The organism is Anaerococcus kampingae (assembly GCF_046365475.1).
GTDB lineage: Bacteria > Bacillota > Clostridia > Tissierellales > Peptoniphilaceae > Anaerococcus > Anaerococcus kampingae.
Genome location: NZ_JBGMEF010000018.1, coordinates 30,682 through 47,535, shown reverse-complemented (window position 1 = coordinate 47,535; position 16,854 = coordinate 30,682). Strand labels below are relative to the sequence as shown.

The following is a 16,854-nucleotide window of genomic DNA, read 5'->3' as shown; positions in this document are numbered from 1 at the left end:
ATTTCCTCCTAAATTACTCTTTTTCTATTTATACCCATCTAGGAGAATAATTTCATTATTTTCTAAAGTTTTCCTAACATCTATTATTCTTTGATTTGAAGAACCTCTAAATTTAAGCTTTAAATCCTTGAGCTCTTCTATAAATTCACCATCTACCAAGACATCAATCTCCTCTAAAATCTCTCTAGCTAATTTTATATTCATCAGATCTTCTATCTTAAAACCTGTGTAAACCCATATGGACTTATCTACTTCTTTTCTTATGTTTATTAAAGCTTCTTTAAGGCCTAAAGGATTTTCAAAAGGCTCGCCTCCTAGGACTGTAAGCCCTTCTACTTCCTTAAGTTTAAGATAAGAAATAACCTCTTCTTCGGCTGCCCTATCCCATTTTTTCCCATAAGAAAAATCCATATAGTCCCTATTAAAACAATTTGGACAATTTCTATCACAACCTGTTAGGAAAAAAGTGGTCCTGATACCAGAACCATTTGCTACATCGTATTTTCTTATTTGACCGTAATTCATATGTGGAGCACTCTCGCTTTTATTTCCTTAGTTCTTCCTTCATTCCAGAAATTTTCACCAAGATATCCGCAAGTCCTCCTTACTACTGTAAGTTTAGCCCTATCGTGATTACCACAATTTGGACAATACCATTGGTTATCATCATCAAGTAGAATTTCCCCATCATAGCCGCAGTTGCCACAATAATCACTCTTTGTATTAAATTCGGCATATTGGATGTGGTCATAAATATATTCTATCATTGTAAGAACTGCTTCAATGTTATTGGTCATATTTGGAATTTCTGCATAAGATATACAACCACCGGTTGATAATTTTTGGAAATTACTTTCAAAATCAAACTTATCAAATACTGTTATATGCTCTCTAACATCCACATGGAAGGAGTTTATATAATAGCCCTTATCTGTTACATCAGCTATATCTCCAAATCTTTCCCTATCAATTGATGCAAACCTGTGGGTTAAGCTTTCTGCTGGTGTTCCATAAACTGCAAAGGCTATATGGTATTTATCTGTCCATTCTTCCTTCTTGGAATTTAGAAGTTCCATGATTTTCATGGCAAATTCATAGCCTTCTTTTGTGGTATGGGATACTCCCTTTGTAAGCTTGGTTGCTTCATAGACTCCTATATAGCCAATGGTTACTGTGGCATAACCATTTTCTAGAAGTGGTTTTATTGACTCGTGTTTTTTAAGTCTTGCTATCGCTCCATGTTGGAAGTGGATTGGTGATGAGTCACTTGTGACCTTTGATAAGTGTTCATATCTTAAGAGTCCTACTCTTTTTACTAAATCTAGTCTTTTTTCTAGTATTTCAAAAAATAACTTCTCATCTCCGTCTGCAAGGATTGCAATTTGAGGGAGGTTTATTGTACAAACTCCCATGTTAAACCTACCATCAAATTTATAATCTCCATACTCATCCTTGTAAGGAGGTAGGAAGGCCCTACATCCCATTGGCGAAAATACATTGCCTTCGTAATTTTCACGCATTTTCTTAGCTGAAATATAGTCTGGATACATTCTTTTTGCCGTACATTTGGCTGCAAGCTTTGTTAGGTCAAAATATTTTGAATCTATGTGGATATTATTTTCATCTAAGACATATATTAACTTAGGGAAGGCTGGAGTTACATAAACTCCTTGCTCGTTTTTGATTCCTTCTATTCTTTGCTTTAGGATTTCTCTTATTATTTGGACTGTCTCATCCAAGTAAGGATCATTTTCATCTGTATGCATAAATAAGGTTACAAATGGTGATTGACCATTGCTTGTCATGAGGGTATTTATCTGGTATTGGATAGTTTGTATACCACTTTCCAAATCTCTTTGGGTAAGAGCCTTGGCCATTTTTTGGATATCTTCCTCATTTGCCAGAATTTCTTTTGATAATTTAAGATTTTTAGCATATGATTTTTTAAGATATGGGCTTAGGCATGATATATTTATTGATTGGCCCCCATATTGGTTTGATGCAATTTGGGCTATGATTTGGGTCATAACATTGCAAGCTACCTGGAATGATTTTGGACTTTCTATCATCTTTTCGTTGACAACTGTCCCATTGTCTAACATATCTTTCATATCTACTAGGCAGCAATTAAAAATCGGCTGGATTAGATAATCAAGATCGTGGATATGTATGGCTCCTGATTCGTGAGCCTCTACAAGATCAGCTGGGATTAGTTTTCTCTTTGCTATATCTTTTGCAACCTCTCCTGCTATTAAGTCCCTTTGAGTTGAGGCAATTATTGGATTTTTGTTTGAGTTTTCATCCATTACATCTATATTTGTCTGATTTAATAGACCAATTATTTCATCGTCAGATGTATTTTGCTCACGCTTGTAGGCTTGAACTGCCTTGTAGGACTCGTAGGCCTTAGCTGTTGCAGGATTTTTCCTATCTATTAATTTGTAGTAGACTAGGTCTTCAATTTCATAAATGGAGATTTCTCTTTTATTTTTAGATCTCTCCTCAATTTCACTAGCTATCTCAGCCGCTTGGCCTTCCACATAAATACCACTTGGGGAATGCATGGCTTTTTCTATGGCTAGAGTAATTTTATCTTTATAAAAATCGACTTTAGTCCCGTCTCTTTTTATTACTTGTAACATTTTTACCTCCGAAATCTTATGTATATATGATACCACAAATAAGATTTTCTGTAAAATAATTAGTACTATATGTAGTATTCAAATTACAATTAAATACTACATATAGTAGTTATGGCTTAAAATAGCCAAAGAAAAAACAGAGCAATCTATTAAATCACTCTGTCTATTTTTCTACTTGTCTTAACTAAGCTATTTAACTTCAAAGGTCAAATTATTATTCTCATCTAGAACTAAGACTGCTGTATCTTTTTCTGCTACCTTTCCTTCTATAATCAATTTACCTAGCATAGTTTCAACGTTTCTTTGTAGGAATCTCTTGACTGGCCTTGCACCGTATTCTACATCATAAGAATTTTCTAGGATATATTCTTTTGCTGCTGGGCTTATTTCAAGTTTGATATCCCTATCAGCTAATCTCTTTCTTATATTGTCGATTTGTAGATCTATTATTTCATAAACTTGATCGCTAGTTAGTGGTGTAAACATAACTATATCATCAATCCTGTTTAAAAATTCTGGCTTAAAGGAATGTCTTAGGGCTTCTTCTACTTGATATTTATTTTCTTCCTTGATTGTGCCATCTTCTTTTAGACCATCAATTAGGTACTGGCTGCCGATGTTTGATGTCATTATTATGATGGTGTTTTTAAAGTCTACAGTCCTACCTTGACTATCTGTAAGCCTTCCATCATCTAAGACTTGTAAAAGTATATTAAAGACATCTGGATGGGCTTTTTCTATCTCATCAAATAAGATTACTGAGTAAGGTTTACGTCTTACAGCCTCTGTTAATTGGCCTCCTTCTTCATAGCCAACATAGCCAGGAGCTGCACCTATAAGTCTTGATACAGAATATTTTTCCATATATTCTGACATATCTATCCTTATCATATTGTGCTCATCATCAAACATGGCCTCAGTTAGGCTCTTTGCAAGCTCTGTTTTACCAACACCTGTAGGACCTAGGAAAATGAAGGATCCTATTGGCCTATTTTCATCCTTAAGACCTGATCTAGCTCTTATTATTGCATCTGCTACTGCCTTGATAGCTTCATCTTGTCCAATTACTCTTTGATGAAGGGTCTCATCTAGGTGAAGGATTTTACTTCTTTCACTTTCTACAAGTTTTGATACTGGTATATTTGTCCAAGAACTCACTACATCAGCTACATCTTCATCAGTAACTTCCTCTTTTATGCTTTCTTTATTTTCATTTTCTGACTTGCCACTTACTTCTTTTAGTTTATTTTCAAGAGCAACTAGCTTACCATATTTAAGTTCAGATAATTTTTCAAAATCATAAGATCTCTCAGCTTGGTCAATTTCTATCTTGACCCTATCGATTTCTTCTTTTATATCCTTAACTTCATCGATAGCAGATTTTTGTTCTTTCCATTTAAGGAAATCTTCATTATATTTTTCAGATAAATCTGCCAATTCTTTTTCTAACTCTTCAAGTCTTTTCTTAGAATACTCTTCTTCTTCTTTTTTAAGAGCTGTTATTTCAATTTGTAATTGTAAAAGCTTTCTCTTTTGCTCATCTAAATAGCTAGGCATGGTATCTATCTCTGTCCTAACTGTAGCACAAGCTTCATCCATAAGGTCTATTGCCTTATCTGGTAAAAACCTATCAGATATATACCTGTCTGATAATTCAGCTGCTGCTATTACAGCACTATCTTGAATTCTAATTCCGTGGTAGACTTCATATTTTTCTTTGATTCCCCTTAAAATTGAAATTGTATCTTCTACAGATGGTTCATCTACCATTACCTTTTGGAATCTTCTTTCAAGGGCCCCATCTTTTTCGATGTATTCCCTATATTCATTTAGGGTTGTAGCACCTATTACCTTGATTTCTCCGCGGGCAAGCATTGGCTTCATGATGTTTGATGCATCCATTGCACCCTCGCTCTTACCAGCTCCAACTATGGTGTGGATCTCATCTATGAACATTATAATCTGACCTTCAGATTTTTTGACTTCTTCAATTACTGCCTTGAGTCTCTCCTCAAATTGGCCCCTGTATTTAGCACCTGCTACTAGGGCACCCATGTCAAGTGAGAAAATCCTCCTGCCTTGAAGTGGCTCTGGAACATCGTTATTTACAATTCTTTGGGCAAGACCTTCAACTATAGCAGTCTTACCAACACCTGGTTGACCTATTAGGACAGGGTTGTTTTTCTTACGTCTACTTAGGATTCTAAGAGCATTTCTAATCTCACTATCCCTACCAATAACTGGGTCAATCTTACCTTCCCTAGCTTCTGCTGTTAGGTCTCTACCGAATTTTTCTAGAGGATTTGAAGTTTCTTCTGGGTTATCGCTTGTAACTTTTTGACCATTCCTGACTTTTAGGACAGTATCTTTGAAGGCCTTGTAGGTAATATTATATCTCTTGTTAAGATCAGTGACCTCACTTTTTTCCTTAAGTAGTGATAGGTAGATGTGCTCTACTGATATAAAGGAATCCCCCATTGCTTCTGCTTCATCTTCTGCTTTTAGGAATATTCTTTGAAATACTTGTGATGGATAGGTCTTAGCATTTCCTGATTGTTTTGGCAAAGACTCTATCTTTTTCTCTAGATCGTTTTTATAAGAATTTACATCTACTCCCATGTCCTTTAAAACCATTGATACATAGGAATCTGAACTTTCTACTAGGGCTAGGCCAAGATGAAACTCAGTCACTTCTGGGTTTGCATCTTTTATAGCCATTGAATTTGCATTATTAATTGCTTCAATTGATTTTTGTGTTAATTTATTGTTATCCATATTATCCCTCGATTTCTTTTAACTTTTTATATAATTCGATTTGTTCTTCATTAAGATCTGGGTTATCTATTTGAATTTCAAGGATTAAATCGCCCTTGTTATTTTTCCTATCTACATAACCCCTATCTTTTAGTCTAATTTTTTTGCCTGTATTTATCTTTTCTGGAATATTTACCAGCAAGGCCCCTGATTTAGTATCTACCTTTACCTTTTTTCCAAAGTAGGCATCCCATGGGCTAAGCTTAATTTTTTTGATTAAATCTATTCCATCAAGAGCAAGGTATTCATCATCTTTTATATTAACTTTTACATATATATCTGCTGCAAGACCGTATTTTGAACCATCAATTCTAATCTTATTTTTGTTTTTAAGACCCTTTGGTATCTTAACATCTATATCGGTAAGCCTTCCTTGTGAGTTAACAGATATCTTTCTAGATGTACCTTCCATGGCTTCATCTATTGATATAGTAACTTCGGTATTTAGCTTCGATTTTTCTTTTTTTGAAAATCCGTTTCCAAAACCCCCAAACCTTGAACTGTGGCTTGTGCTATGACTTTTAGATCCAAAACCACCGAATAAGGTATCAAAAAAGTCTGAAAAACCTGAATCATTCGAACTTGTATATGTGTATGAGCCATTTCCGAAGTTTCCAAAATCAAATCCAAAATCTCTCGGATCAAAATTTTGACCACCTGTAAAATTGGCTCCTGAACCAAAGGTATCATACTTTTGTCTCTTATCAGGATCTGATAAAACCTCGTAGGCTTCATTTATTTCTGTAAATTTTTTGTGTGCACTTTCATCATCTGGATGAAGGTCTGGGTGGTATTTTTTAGCTAATTTTCTATAAGCTTTTTTGATCTCATCGGCGCTAGCTTTCTTATCCACCCCTAGCACTTCATAGTAATCTTTATATTGCATATTTACCTCCATCTTTTTCGTTTGACCATCTCTGACCTTAATTTAATTATACTGACTTAAATATGCATTTCAAGTATATTTATGACTTTTTGACCAATAATTTTTATATAAATTTAACCAATAAAAAAGAGCTTTACTAATAAAGCTCCAAATTTTAGTGGTCGTATTCTACTATTGATATTACATCGTAATCTTTTAGATATTCTCTACCCTTTAGGCCTGTAAGTTCGATTAAAAATTCAAAGCATACAACTTCTGCTCCAAGGCTTTCAACTAGTTTTGCGCTTGCCTTAGCAGATCCACCTGTGGCTATAAGATCATCTACTATTACAATTTTGTCCCCTGGTTTTAGGGCATCCTTGTGGATTTCAAGCTCGTTTGAACCATATTCAAGCTCATAGGATACTCTTTCAATTTCTCCAGGCAATTTCCCTGGTTTTCTAATAGGAATGAAGCCCTTGTTTAATCTATCAGCAAGGGGTGCACCAAAAATAAGTCCTCTTGATTCTACTCCTGCTATATAGTCAAACTCGTAATCTTTTAATGCTTCTTCTAACCTATCTAGGGTTTCTTTAAAGCCTTCCCTATTTTTAAGTAAGGTTGTTATATCCTTAAAAGATATACCTTTTTCTGGATAGTCTTCTATAACCCTGATTAATGATTTTATGTCCATATCTCCTCCATCTTTGTACATTTGTATTATACCCTAATATTAATTTCTTAAATAAGATTTTAGATAATTTTGCCTAATTTCTTCTATAGAATTAGGATAAACCTTAAAATAAGATATACCACCCGCATTAAATGGCTCACCTTCAAGACGAATGGAATTAATATTTGAAGGATCTACGCTCTTAAAATCTAAAGCTAAGGACGAAAGGTTTTTAAGACCTATATTTGTCTTAATGTATGGTTTCATAGCCTTGTATACTGATGGAAGCTTGCTTATATTTTCTGCCTTTGTTGCTTCCTTTATAAACTGTTTCATAAAATCTTGTTGGGTATTTATCCTACCAAGGTCTGCATTTTGATAGCCCTTTCTAAAGCGAACATAGGCTAAGACCTCATCACCTGCCATTTTCCTTATTCCTGGGCTAATGCCCATGGCACTTGCTACTTCATTACTTACTTCTACATCCATACCGCCAAGGGCATTGATCCCTGCAATAACTGCATCAAATGAAATAACAAAGTACTTATCCAGATTTATTCCTAGAAAATCCCTCACAACTTCCATTGTCAAATCAATTCCGCCATAAGAGTGGGCTGCATTAATCTTATCCATTGACCCCCTAATTGAAACATAGGAATCTCTTGGGATTGAAATCATGTCTATGGTGTTTTTATCCTTATTTACATTGACAAGCATAAGCGTGTCTGTTCTTGTGCCAGTATCTTCTCCAGTCGAATCTACTCCTGCAAGCAAGAACATAAACCCTCTGTCATTTGAAATATCAAAAATTTCACCACCAGCTCCATCATTTTTAAAAAAGTTTAGTAAGAGAAAACCTGCAGCAAAAACCACTACAAACATCAAAAATACAAGTACCGATTTAATTATTTTTATCATATTATTTTTCATTTTATCACCTATGACTATTTTACACCCTTTTTAAAAGATTTTCTTAAAATATTTGTAAGTTAGGCTATAATAAAGACAGGAGGAATCATGTTAATTAAAAAAATTGATGAATATCTAAATGAAAATACCTATCCCTTCCATATGCCAGGCCACAAAAGATCGAAGCTTTTAAGAAATGACCTGGGATATTTAAGAGATTTTACAGAAATAGAAGGACTTGATAACCTCAATGACCCCAAAGAAATCTTTGTAAAAATGCAGATAGCTATTGCCGAAAATTATCGAGTAAAAGATGCTATAATTTCTACAAATGGATCAACAAATGGCATCCTTGCAGCAATAAGAAGCCTCAGCAAAAACAATAAAAATCTTCTAATAGAGAGGTCATCCCATAAGGCTGTTTATAATGCCGCTCTCATAAATAAATGCAAACTTGACTACATCGATATAATAACAGATGAGGTAAGCGCTGTAGCAGGTATCGATTATAATGTTTTAGAGAATAAATTAAAAAACAAATCCTATGGGGCTGTGGTGGTGACAAGTCCTTCCTATGAAGGTTATATACTAGATTTAGAAAAAATTTATGGCATATGCCAAAAATATGAGACCAAACTTTTTGTAGACCTAGCCCACGGGAGCCACTTATACCTAAATGAACTTTATAAAAATATCTTTGACCTAGCTGTTACATCCTTTCACAAAAATCTCTCAGCCCTTACCCCATCAGCCGCTCTTTTGGTAAATGATGAATCTTTGATAGGAAGTCTTAAGGAAAGTATGGCGATTTTTCAAACATCATCCCCATCTTATCTAATTTTACAATCCATAGATGAAATGATAGAAAATTTCCCAAAATTTTATAGGCTTATGGATGATTTAAATAAAAATTTAGATAAGCTATATGACCTTGACCTTAAAAACTTAAAGCTAATTGACCATAAGGATAAGGATAGGTCAAAAATACTTATATCCTGTAAAGACGCCAATGTAAGTGGCTTAGAGCTTCAAGAAATCCTTAGGAAAAATAAGATTGAAATAGAGATGGCCTATCCATCCTACGCTCTCTTAATAGCAAGTATTTTTGATAGTGAAGAAGCTTTTAAATATTTAGAAGAAGTTTTATTAAAAATTGATAAGGAGCTTTTCAAATATAAAAATTCTTATACCTTTACTTATCCAAGGCCTACAAAAAAATATGAACTGTATCAGGCTTATGAAAAAGAAAAATCTATGGTAAAGCTAGAAAATTCTATAGGCCACATTGGAGGAGAATTTGTCTATGCATATCCGCCTGGCATTCCTATCCTTACGCCAGGAGAAATCATTGATGAAAATACCTTGGCTTGCCTAGATTTTATGAAATCAAAGGGCCTTTCTTTAAATATCGAAGATGAAATTTCTTGCCTTATTGACAAAAGTGAATAAAAATGCTAAAATTATATACAAAGATGAATTATAAGGAGTGTATTATGAAAAGAATTCTTACATTAAATACAAGAAACTTACACAAGAGCAAAAAAGATGGTGGTTGTGGTGAATGCCAAACTTCTTGCCAATCTGCTTGCAAAACATCTTGCGGAGTTGCAAACCAAGAATGTGTTAGCAAAAAAAATAAATAAGAGCTTACATATTAGAAGGCCTTTGCAAATCTTATCTGATTTTTTGGGTAATTGCGAGGGTCTTTTTGTATTCTTAACTTTTATATTCCTAGTAATTAAGTATAATATATTAGGTTAAAAAACCATAGGAGGAATAATGATACATCAATATAAAGCTAAGGGTTTTAATATTGTTTTAGATATATACAGTGGTTCTGTTCATCTAGTAGATGACCTTACATACGATATAATAGAATCTTACAAGAATTCTGACATAGATAAGCTAAAAACAGATTTAAGCCTTAAGTACAATGTGACAGATGAAGAATTAGAAGCTGCCTTCAATGAAGTAAGCGACCTTATTGAAAGCGGCCAATTGTTTACAGAAGATAATTTCAAGGACCTTGCCATAGATGTAACAAAAAAACCTACAACTATCAAGGCCCTTTGCCTAAATGTAGCCCATACCTGTAATTTTACCTGCGATTATTGCTTTGCTAAGGGTGGAACCTATCATGGACCTGATGCGATTATGTCAAAGGAAGTGGCCAAAGCTGCTATTGACTTTTTACTAGAAAATTCTGGAAGCCACTATAATTTAGATATTGACTTTTTTGGTGGTGAACCTTTGATGAACCTAAGCGTTGTAAAATACACAGTAGACTATGCTAGAAGTAAGGAAGAAGAATTTAACAAGCACTTTAACTTCACCCTTACAACCAATGGCCTACTTCTAAACGACGAAAATATTGACTACTTAAATGAGAACATGAAAAATGTTGTCTTATCCCTGGATGGAAGACGCGAAAAGCACGATCATTTCAGAAAAACTATGAAGGGAACAGGCTCCTTCGACCTTATAGTTCCAAAATTTCAAAAACTTGTCGAAAGACGTGGTGATAAGGAATACTATATGAGAGGAACCTATACAGCCAATAACCTTGATTTTACAGAAGATATCAAGACTTATCTTGACCTAGGTTTTAAGAGGACATCCCTTGAACCTGTTGTTGGTTCACCTGATAATGAATATGCTCTAAAAGATGAGCACCTTGATATCCTCTATGATCAATATGAGAAACTTGCTGACATGATGATGGAAGCAATTGATAAGGATGATAAATTTATTTTCTACCACTATATGATTGATCTTGAAAATGGGCCTTGTATCCACAAGAGACTTTCTGGATGCGGTTCTGGTACAGAATATATGGCAGTAACCCCTACAGGCGACCTCTATCCTTGCCATCAATTTGTAGGCAATGAAGACTTTATAATCGGAAATATCTATGATGGAGTAAAAAATAAGGGGCTTGTAAATCGCTTTAAAACCTGCAACTGCTATTCTAAAGAAGAGTGTAGGTCATGCTGGGCCAATATGTATTGTTCAGGAGGCTGTGCGGCAAATAACTACAATGCCACAGGCGATTTAAACCACACCCACGAATATTCTTGCAAATTATTTAGAAAAAGAATTGAAATGGCCCTAGCCGTAAAAATTTATGAATTCCTTAAGGAAGCTGAAAAAGAAGAAAGTCTTGCCTAAGGGCACAAATAAAGCCAAGCTTGTGCTTGGCTTTTAGATTACCCTTTTTTCTGAAGCAAGGGCCAATACTTTTATTTCTTTGGCATGAGATGCTTTTAATACTTTAATGATTTCCTTAGCTGTATTGCCCGTTGTTAAGATATCATCGATAATAAGAACCGACTTGCCTGTCAAATCTTTTTGGCAAACAAAAGCATCAACTAGGTTGAGACTCCTTTCCTCCCTGCCTAAATCATGCTGAGCCTTGGTGTCTTTAACTTTTCTAAATTCATCCAGATAGCTTGGCCTTATCCTTTCTATAAAGTCATCTGTAATCATCCTTATTTGATCAAATCCCCTATCTATTAGAGTTGATTTTGAAGATGGAGATGTCAATATATAATCAGCATCAAATAAGCCTTTCCTAGTCCCATATTCATACAGAAATTCAGAAAAAACTCTGGAAAGGGATGTATTTCTTTCAAACTTATAATCCCCTATTAGTTTTTTCAAAAAATCATCATAAAAAAACATGGCATAGGCCTTGGTATTTCCTACTAGAAATTCATTATCTACATAGTCTAGTTTGTCAAAGCAATCTCTACAGATATGGTATTTGTAGATATATTCTTCCTTACAAATATAACACTTGTTAGGGTCTAAAAATAAAAAATCAATCAGCAAGTATAGACTCCATTTCCCCTATCCAATAGGCTAGGTTGGTATTTCTCTTATTTGACCTATTATTATCGACCATTGTTTTTATAAATCTCTTCTCACCCAATAGTATTACAAGGCTCTTAGCCCTAGTTATACCAGTATAAAGTAAGTTTCTAGTTAAAAGCATAGGTGCCACCTGCATCATAGGAATTATAACACACTTAAATTCTGAGCCTTGAGACTTGTGGACTGTGATGGCATAGGATAAGTCAAGATCTTTTATGTCTTCTTTTTTATATTTTATAAGCTTACCATCTTCAAATTCTACCTTAAAGCTTTCCTCATTTGAATCAATCTCTTTAATAATACCAATATCGCCATTATAAACTCCATCGTCATTTTCAACCATATTGATTGCCTTTAGGTCATAATTGTTCCTAACCTGCATGACTTTATCGTAGAGTTTAAAAGTCTTATTATTTATCTTCAAAAAAATATTTTGCTTATTTATAGTTTCTTGAATGGCTTCATTGATAGAATCGACTCCCCAAGCTGTCTTTCTTGATAGGGATAGGACTTGGATGTCATTTATCGGGTCAAGTTTATAGAAATTTGGTAGCCTATCTTTTATTAATTCTAGGAGACTTTCCTTAAAATTTTTAGAATTTGCATTTATAAAGAAAAAATCCTTGCCCGGTTGGTTTAAAAACGGATATTCACCCTTATTTATCCTGTGGGCATTTAAAACTATATTAGATTCTCCTGCCTGCCTAAATATTTTTTCTAGCCTCACTGAATTGATATTGGTTTCTAAAATATCTGATAAGACATTACCAGGGCCTACTGATGGGAGCTGGTCGCTATCTCCCACTAGAATTAGGGCTGTATTTTCCCCGATCGCATCGAGAAGACTTTTCATCAGATAAATATCAACCATACTCATCTCATCGACAATTATATAGTCTTTTTCGATTGGATTTTCTTCGTTATATTCAGCTATCGGCATATCTGGCCTGATTCCCACAAGCCTATGGATGGTATAGGCTTCCTTACCTGTTGATTCTTGCATTCTTTTGGCCGCCCTACCAGTTGGAGCTGCCAAGGCATAGGATAGATCATTATCATCAAGTATCTTTGTTATAGCGTTGATTATGGTTGTTTTACCAGTACCTGGCCCACCAGTTATTACAAGTAGCATATTCTCAAAAGCCTTATTTATAGCTTCTTTTTGTTCTTTGGAATATGGATCTAAGTCCTCATTTATACTTACATCAAAAATGTAAGAGGCAGCAATTTTTTTGGCTAAGTTCATTGCTACAGATTTTTCTGCCTTATAAAGACTTTTGGCATATACATAGGAGACATCATCTATTACTACCAGCTCAAGTTTGCCAGAAAGCAAATCTTCTTCAACTTGTCTAGATATTAGGTCTTTATCTATTTTTAGTAAATTTTGGGTCTTAATTATCAAATCTTCTAATTTTAAGCTTGTATGGCCATTAAAAACAGCCTCATAATCAATCACATAGGAAAGTCCTGCTGATATACGGAATGATGAATTGACTTTCATTTCCATACTACGAGCAAGGCTATCTGCCATATTAAAGCCGATTCCCTTTATATCTTCTATAAGCTTATAAGGATTTGCCCTTATTATATCTCTGGTATTTTCACCATATTTATTATAGATTTTCATAGAAAGATTGTAAGAAATTCTTAGCTTATTTAAAAATTCCATAGTTTGTCTAGAATCTCTAGTGTCTTCTACCGATAAGCTTATATCTCTTAGTTTTTTCTTGCCAATTCCTTCTACTTCTATAAGTCTTTCTGTATTGTCATATAGGATGTCCAGAGACTCATTTCCGAATTTTTGATAGATGGCCTTAGCTGTTTTAGGTCCAATTCCTCTTATATTTGAATTTGATAAAAATTTAATTATTGATTCTTTATCTGATGGTTTTTTAAGACTTACATTTCTGACATTTATCTGCTCACCATATTTATCATGATAGGTTAAATCTCCCTCTACTTCTATCCTATCTCCCTCATTAAAAATAGGCATAGTACCAACAATGGTAATATCTGAATCAGTAGTGTCAAGGGTCATTACACTATAACCACTTTCATCATTTCTATACCTAATGTTTGTTACTATGCCTTCTATTTTCATTTATTCTACTCTAACTCTCTTAATATCTGCTCCAAGCTTGGTAAGTTTTTCTACTAGATTTGAATAGCCCCTATCTATGTGGTAAATGTCAAATACTCTAGTAGTGCCTTCAGCTACAAGTCCTGCCATTACAAGGGCAGCGCCTGCTCTTAAATCTGTTGCCTTTACATCTGCTCCATGAAGTTTTTCAACACCTGCAATTGTCGCTCTATTACCAGATGTTGCGATAACAGCCCCCATTTTTGATAGTTCATTTACGTGCATGAACCTATTTTCAAAAACAGTTTCTTGAATCCTGCTCTCACCTTCACAAACTGTCATTAGCGCCATAAATTGAGCTTGAGCATCTGTTGGAAAACCTGGATAAGGAAGTGTTTGGATGTTGGTAGCCTTAAGCTTGCCCTTATTTGCCCTTACAATAATCTTATCCTCATCTTCAATCTCTTCTACTTCAACACCCATCTCAACAAGCTTCGCTATAACAGGTCTGATGTGGCTGCCGATAACATTATTAATCAATACCTCTCCCCTAGTCATAGCTGCAGCTGTCATATAGCTTGCTGCTTCTATCCTATCAGGAATTATGGTATGTCTTGTTCCCTTTAGCTTTTCTACGCCATTAATTACAATTGTTGATGTACCAGCTCCCTTTATATTTGCTCCCATTTTTGATAAGAAAGAAGCAAGGTCTACTATTTCTGGTTCCTTGGCTGCGTTTTCTAGAGTGGTCTTACCCTTTGCAAGAGTCGCTGCCATGATAATATTTTGTGTAGCTCCTACTGATGGGAAGTCTAGGTATATCTCTGTTCCTACTAGACCATCTTTTGCTTCTATAGATATTTCATCATCATTTATTATATTAGATGCTCCTAAAGCCTCAAAACCCTTTAAGTGTAAATCTATTGGACGACTTCCTATATTACATCCGCCTGGAGCCTTTGTGTAAGCTGCATTAAATCTTGATAAGAGTGGACCCATAACAACAAATGAAGCTCTCATCTTATCCATTAGATCAAAAGGTGTCTCGCAGGTATTAATTGAAGCTGAATTTATGCTTAAGGTATTAGTGTCTAAATACTTTACTTCACTTCCTAAATGCTTAAGGACTTCGACCATTATCTCTACATCCTTAAGCTCAGGAACACCATCCAATATTATTTCTTCTGTACCTAACACACAGGCAGCTAGTATTGGAAGAGCCGAATTCTTCGCTCCAGAAATATTCACTTCTCCCTGTAGAGGTCCATTAGAATTTATTACTAAAATTTCTTTTCCCGCCATATCAAGTCCTTATTTAGTGCCAAATAGCCTATCGCCGGCATCACCAAGTCCTGGTACTATATAGCCATTTTCATTTAATTTCTCATCTAATTGAGCTATATATATTTTTACATCTGGATGTTTTTCTTCAAGTAATTTGAAAGCTTCAGGTGCTGCTATTACACTTAATAATTTGATAGATTTGCAGCCATATTCTTTTAGTCTATCTATAGCATCACAAGCTGAACCACCTGTAGCAAGCATTGGATCTACTACGAGTATGTCTCTATTTTCCACATCGCTAGGGAGTTTGCAATAATACTCTACAGGTTGTAGGGTTTCTTCGTTTCTATACATACCAATATGACCAATTTTAGCTGCTGGTAGGACTTCTAATACCCCATCAACCATTCCAAGGCCTGCTCTAAGGATTGGAACAATACCGATTTTTTTCCCTGTTAGTCTATAGCCTGTTGTCTTTGCAACTGGTGTTTCTACTTCGTATTCTTCAAGCTCTAAATCTGATGTTGCTTCATAAGCTAACATCATAGCTATTTCTGTAACTAGAGATCTAAACTCATTTGATCCTGTATTTATATCTCTTAAAATGGAAATTTTGTGTTTGATTACTGGATGGTCTAATACTTTTACATTTTTCATTGTTATTTATCTCCTATATAATTCACATCGCCTGCTGCCGATTTTTTCATCCTATTCATTATACTCTTACCCAAATGATTTTCCTTAACACCTTCTGCTAGAATAATATCTACATCCATCCTATCCATCTGCCTTAAGGCAGAAAATAAAACATGGCTCATTGTAGATAAGTCATTTCTATCACCAAAGCTTATAAAATTAAAATCTTTAAATATTTCTTTAGAATCCTCAAATCCTAATATTCCTACCCTATAAGATTTTTCTTTATAAGAATTTGCAAGATTATAAATATAATCTTTTGCTCCTTGGCCTACAAATACTTTCATCTTAGCCTTTGGGGCGTAGTGCTTATATTTTTGTCCTGGTGATTTTGGTCTGACACTTGCATCTACAAGGCTATCATCTAGTCTCACATCAGGGATAATCTCTTTTAGAAACTCAAAAGTATAAAAGCCGGGTCTAAGTATCACTGGCACATCTTCTGATAAGTCAAGAACAGTAGATTCTATACCAATATTAGACTCTCCACCATCTAATATCATAGGTATGGTAGAATCCATATCAAAAAAAACATCAGCTGCATTAGTTGGCGATGGCCTACCTGAAATATTTGCAGATGGGGCTGCAATTGGTGTGTTTGCAGTAGCTATTAGCCTATTTGCAATCTTATCTGATGGATATCTTATAGCTACAGTATCCCCTCCTGCTGTGACAGAATCAGGTATTAGCTTGGATTTCTTAAAAATCAGTGTTAGTGGCCCTGGCCAAAGCTTAAATAGGGCCTTATCCGTTTCTTTTATATCATCTACTAATTTTTCTAGCATTTCTAGATCTGAAATGTGTAAAATCAAAGGATTGTCGGCCGGCCTATGTTTAGCCTTAAAAATTTTCTGGCAAGCCTTATCATTTAGGCCATCTGCCCCAAGTCCATAGACTGTTTCAGTCGGAAAGGCTACAAGTTCTCCCTCATTTATCAAGCTTGCTGCCTTTTTTATTATTTTTTCATCAATGTTATTTCTATCTAACTCTAAAACTTCTGTTTTCATTTAGCCTT

Annotated in this window: 14 protein-coding genes; 3 read left to right on the top strand and 11 right to left on the bottom strand. The window is 34.7% G+C overall.

Annotated features, from left to right (window positions below; translation table 11 throughout):
* Positions 1-24 precede the first annotated feature (24 nt).
* The 6 genes from nrdG to ACCQ42_RS03995 all read right to left on the bottom strand — a co-directional run bounded on the left by nrdG (position 25) and on the right by ACCQ42_RS03995 (position 7,924).
* The gene (gene nrdG, locus ACCQ42_RS04020) at positions 25-525 is read right to left on the bottom strand and encodes an anaerobic ribonucleoside-triphosphate reductase activating protein (RefSeq protein ID WP_410035462.1); all 501 of its coding nucleotides are present in this window, start codon (positions 523-525) and stop codon (positions 25-27) included.
* Entirely contained in the window at positions 522-2,642 is a 2,121-nt protein-coding gene (nrdD, locus tag ACCQ42_RS04015; RefSeq protein ID WP_410035461.1) for an anaerobic ribonucleoside-triphosphate reductase, read from the bottom strand. The genes nrdG and nrdD overlap by 4 nt, the downstream gene beginning before the upstream one ends.
* Positions 2,643-2,831: 189 nt before the next feature.
* Positions 2,832-5,417: an ATP-dependent chaperone ClpB gene (gene clpB / locus ACCQ42_RS04010; protein ID WP_410035460.1), complete on the bottom strand. Its 2,586-nt coding sequence runs from the start codon at positions 5,415-5,417 to the stop codon at positions 2,832-2,834.
* A gap of 1 nt (position 5,418) precedes the next feature.
* The gene (locus ACCQ42_RS04005) at positions 5,419-6,342 is read right to left on the bottom strand and encodes a J domain-containing protein (RefSeq protein WP_106460544.1); all 924 of its coding nucleotides are present in this window, start codon (positions 6,340-6,342) and stop codon (positions 5,419-5,421) included.
* 154 nt (positions 6,343-6,496) lie between these two features.
* Positions 6,497-7,015: an adenine phosphoribosyltransferase gene (locus ACCQ42_RS04000; protein ID WP_106460545.1), complete on the bottom strand. Its 519-nt coding sequence runs from the start codon at positions 7,013-7,015 to the stop codon at positions 6,497-6,499.
* A gap of 39 nt (positions 7,016-7,054) precedes the next feature.
* The gene (locus ACCQ42_RS03995) at positions 7,055-7,924 is read right to left on the bottom strand and encodes an LCP family protein (protein ID WP_106460546.1); all 870 of its coding nucleotides are present in this window, start codon (positions 7,922-7,924) and stop codon (positions 7,055-7,057) included.
* Between the two features lie 87 nt (positions 7,925-8,011).
* Between ACCQ42_RS03995 and ACCQ42_RS03990 the strand changes: the two genes are divergently transcribed.
* The 3 genes from ACCQ42_RS03990 to scfB all read left to right on the top strand — a co-directional run bounded on the left by ACCQ42_RS03990 (position 8,012) and on the right by scfB (position 11,071).
* A complete protein-coding gene (locus ACCQ42_RS03990) occupies positions 8,012-9,352 on the top strand; it encodes an aminotransferase class I/II-fold pyridoxal phosphate-dependent enzyme (RefSeq protein ID WP_106460547.1) in 1,341 nt (446 codons plus the stop codon).
* Positions 9,353-9,396: 44 nt separating this feature from the next.
* Positions 9,397-9,546, top strand: coding sequence for a six-cysteine ranthipeptide SCIFF (scfA, locus tag ACCQ42_RS03985; protein WP_106460548.1), 150 nt, complete (start codon positions 9,397-9,399; stop codon positions 9,544-9,546).
* 136 nt (positions 9,547-9,682) lie between these two features.
* Positions 9,683-11,071 (top strand): thioether cross-link-forming SCIFF peptide maturase, encoded by a 1,389-nt coding sequence (gene scfB / locus ACCQ42_RS03980; protein ID WP_410035459.1) that lies wholly within the window; start codon positions 9,683-9,685, stop codon positions 11,069-11,071.
* Between the two features lie 33 nt (positions 11,072-11,104).
* Here the strand turns inward: scfB and ACCQ42_RS03975 are convergent, their stop codons facing one another.
* The 5 genes from ACCQ42_RS03975 to ACCQ42_RS03955 are packed head-to-tail and all read right to left on the bottom strand — an operon-like array spanning position 11,105 to position 16,846.
* Complete coding sequence (locus ACCQ42_RS03975; RefSeq protein ID WP_311530570.1) at positions 11,105-11,734, bottom strand: ComF family protein; 630 nt, start codon at positions 11,732-11,734, stop codon at positions 11,105-11,107.
* On the bottom strand, positions 11,724-13,880 hold the full coding sequence (recD2, locus tag ACCQ42_RS03970) for an SF1B family DNA helicase RecD2 (RefSeq protein WP_410035458.1): 2,157 nt from the start codon (positions 13,878-13,880) through the stop codon (positions 11,724-11,726). The genes ACCQ42_RS03975 and recD2 overlap by 11 nt, the downstream gene beginning before the upstream one ends.
* Positions 13,881-15,161, bottom strand: coding sequence for a UDP-N-acetylglucosamine 1-carboxyvinyltransferase (gene murA / locus ACCQ42_RS03965; RefSeq protein WP_265212417.1), 1,281 nt, complete (start codon positions 15,159-15,161; stop codon positions 13,881-13,883).
* Between the two features lie 9 nt (positions 15,162-15,170).
* Complete coding sequence (upp, locus tag ACCQ42_RS03960; protein WP_106460552.1) at positions 15,171-15,800, bottom strand: uracil phosphoribosyltransferase; 630 nt, start codon at positions 15,798-15,800, stop codon at positions 15,171-15,173.
* Between the two features lie 2 nt (positions 15,801-15,802).
* Positions 15,803-16,846 (bottom strand): L-threonylcarbamoyladenylate synthase, encoded by a 1,044-nt coding sequence (locus tag ACCQ42_RS03955; protein WP_106460553.1) that lies wholly within the window; start codon positions 16,844-16,846, stop codon positions 15,803-15,805.
* Positions 16,847-16,854 lie beyond the last annotated feature (8 nt).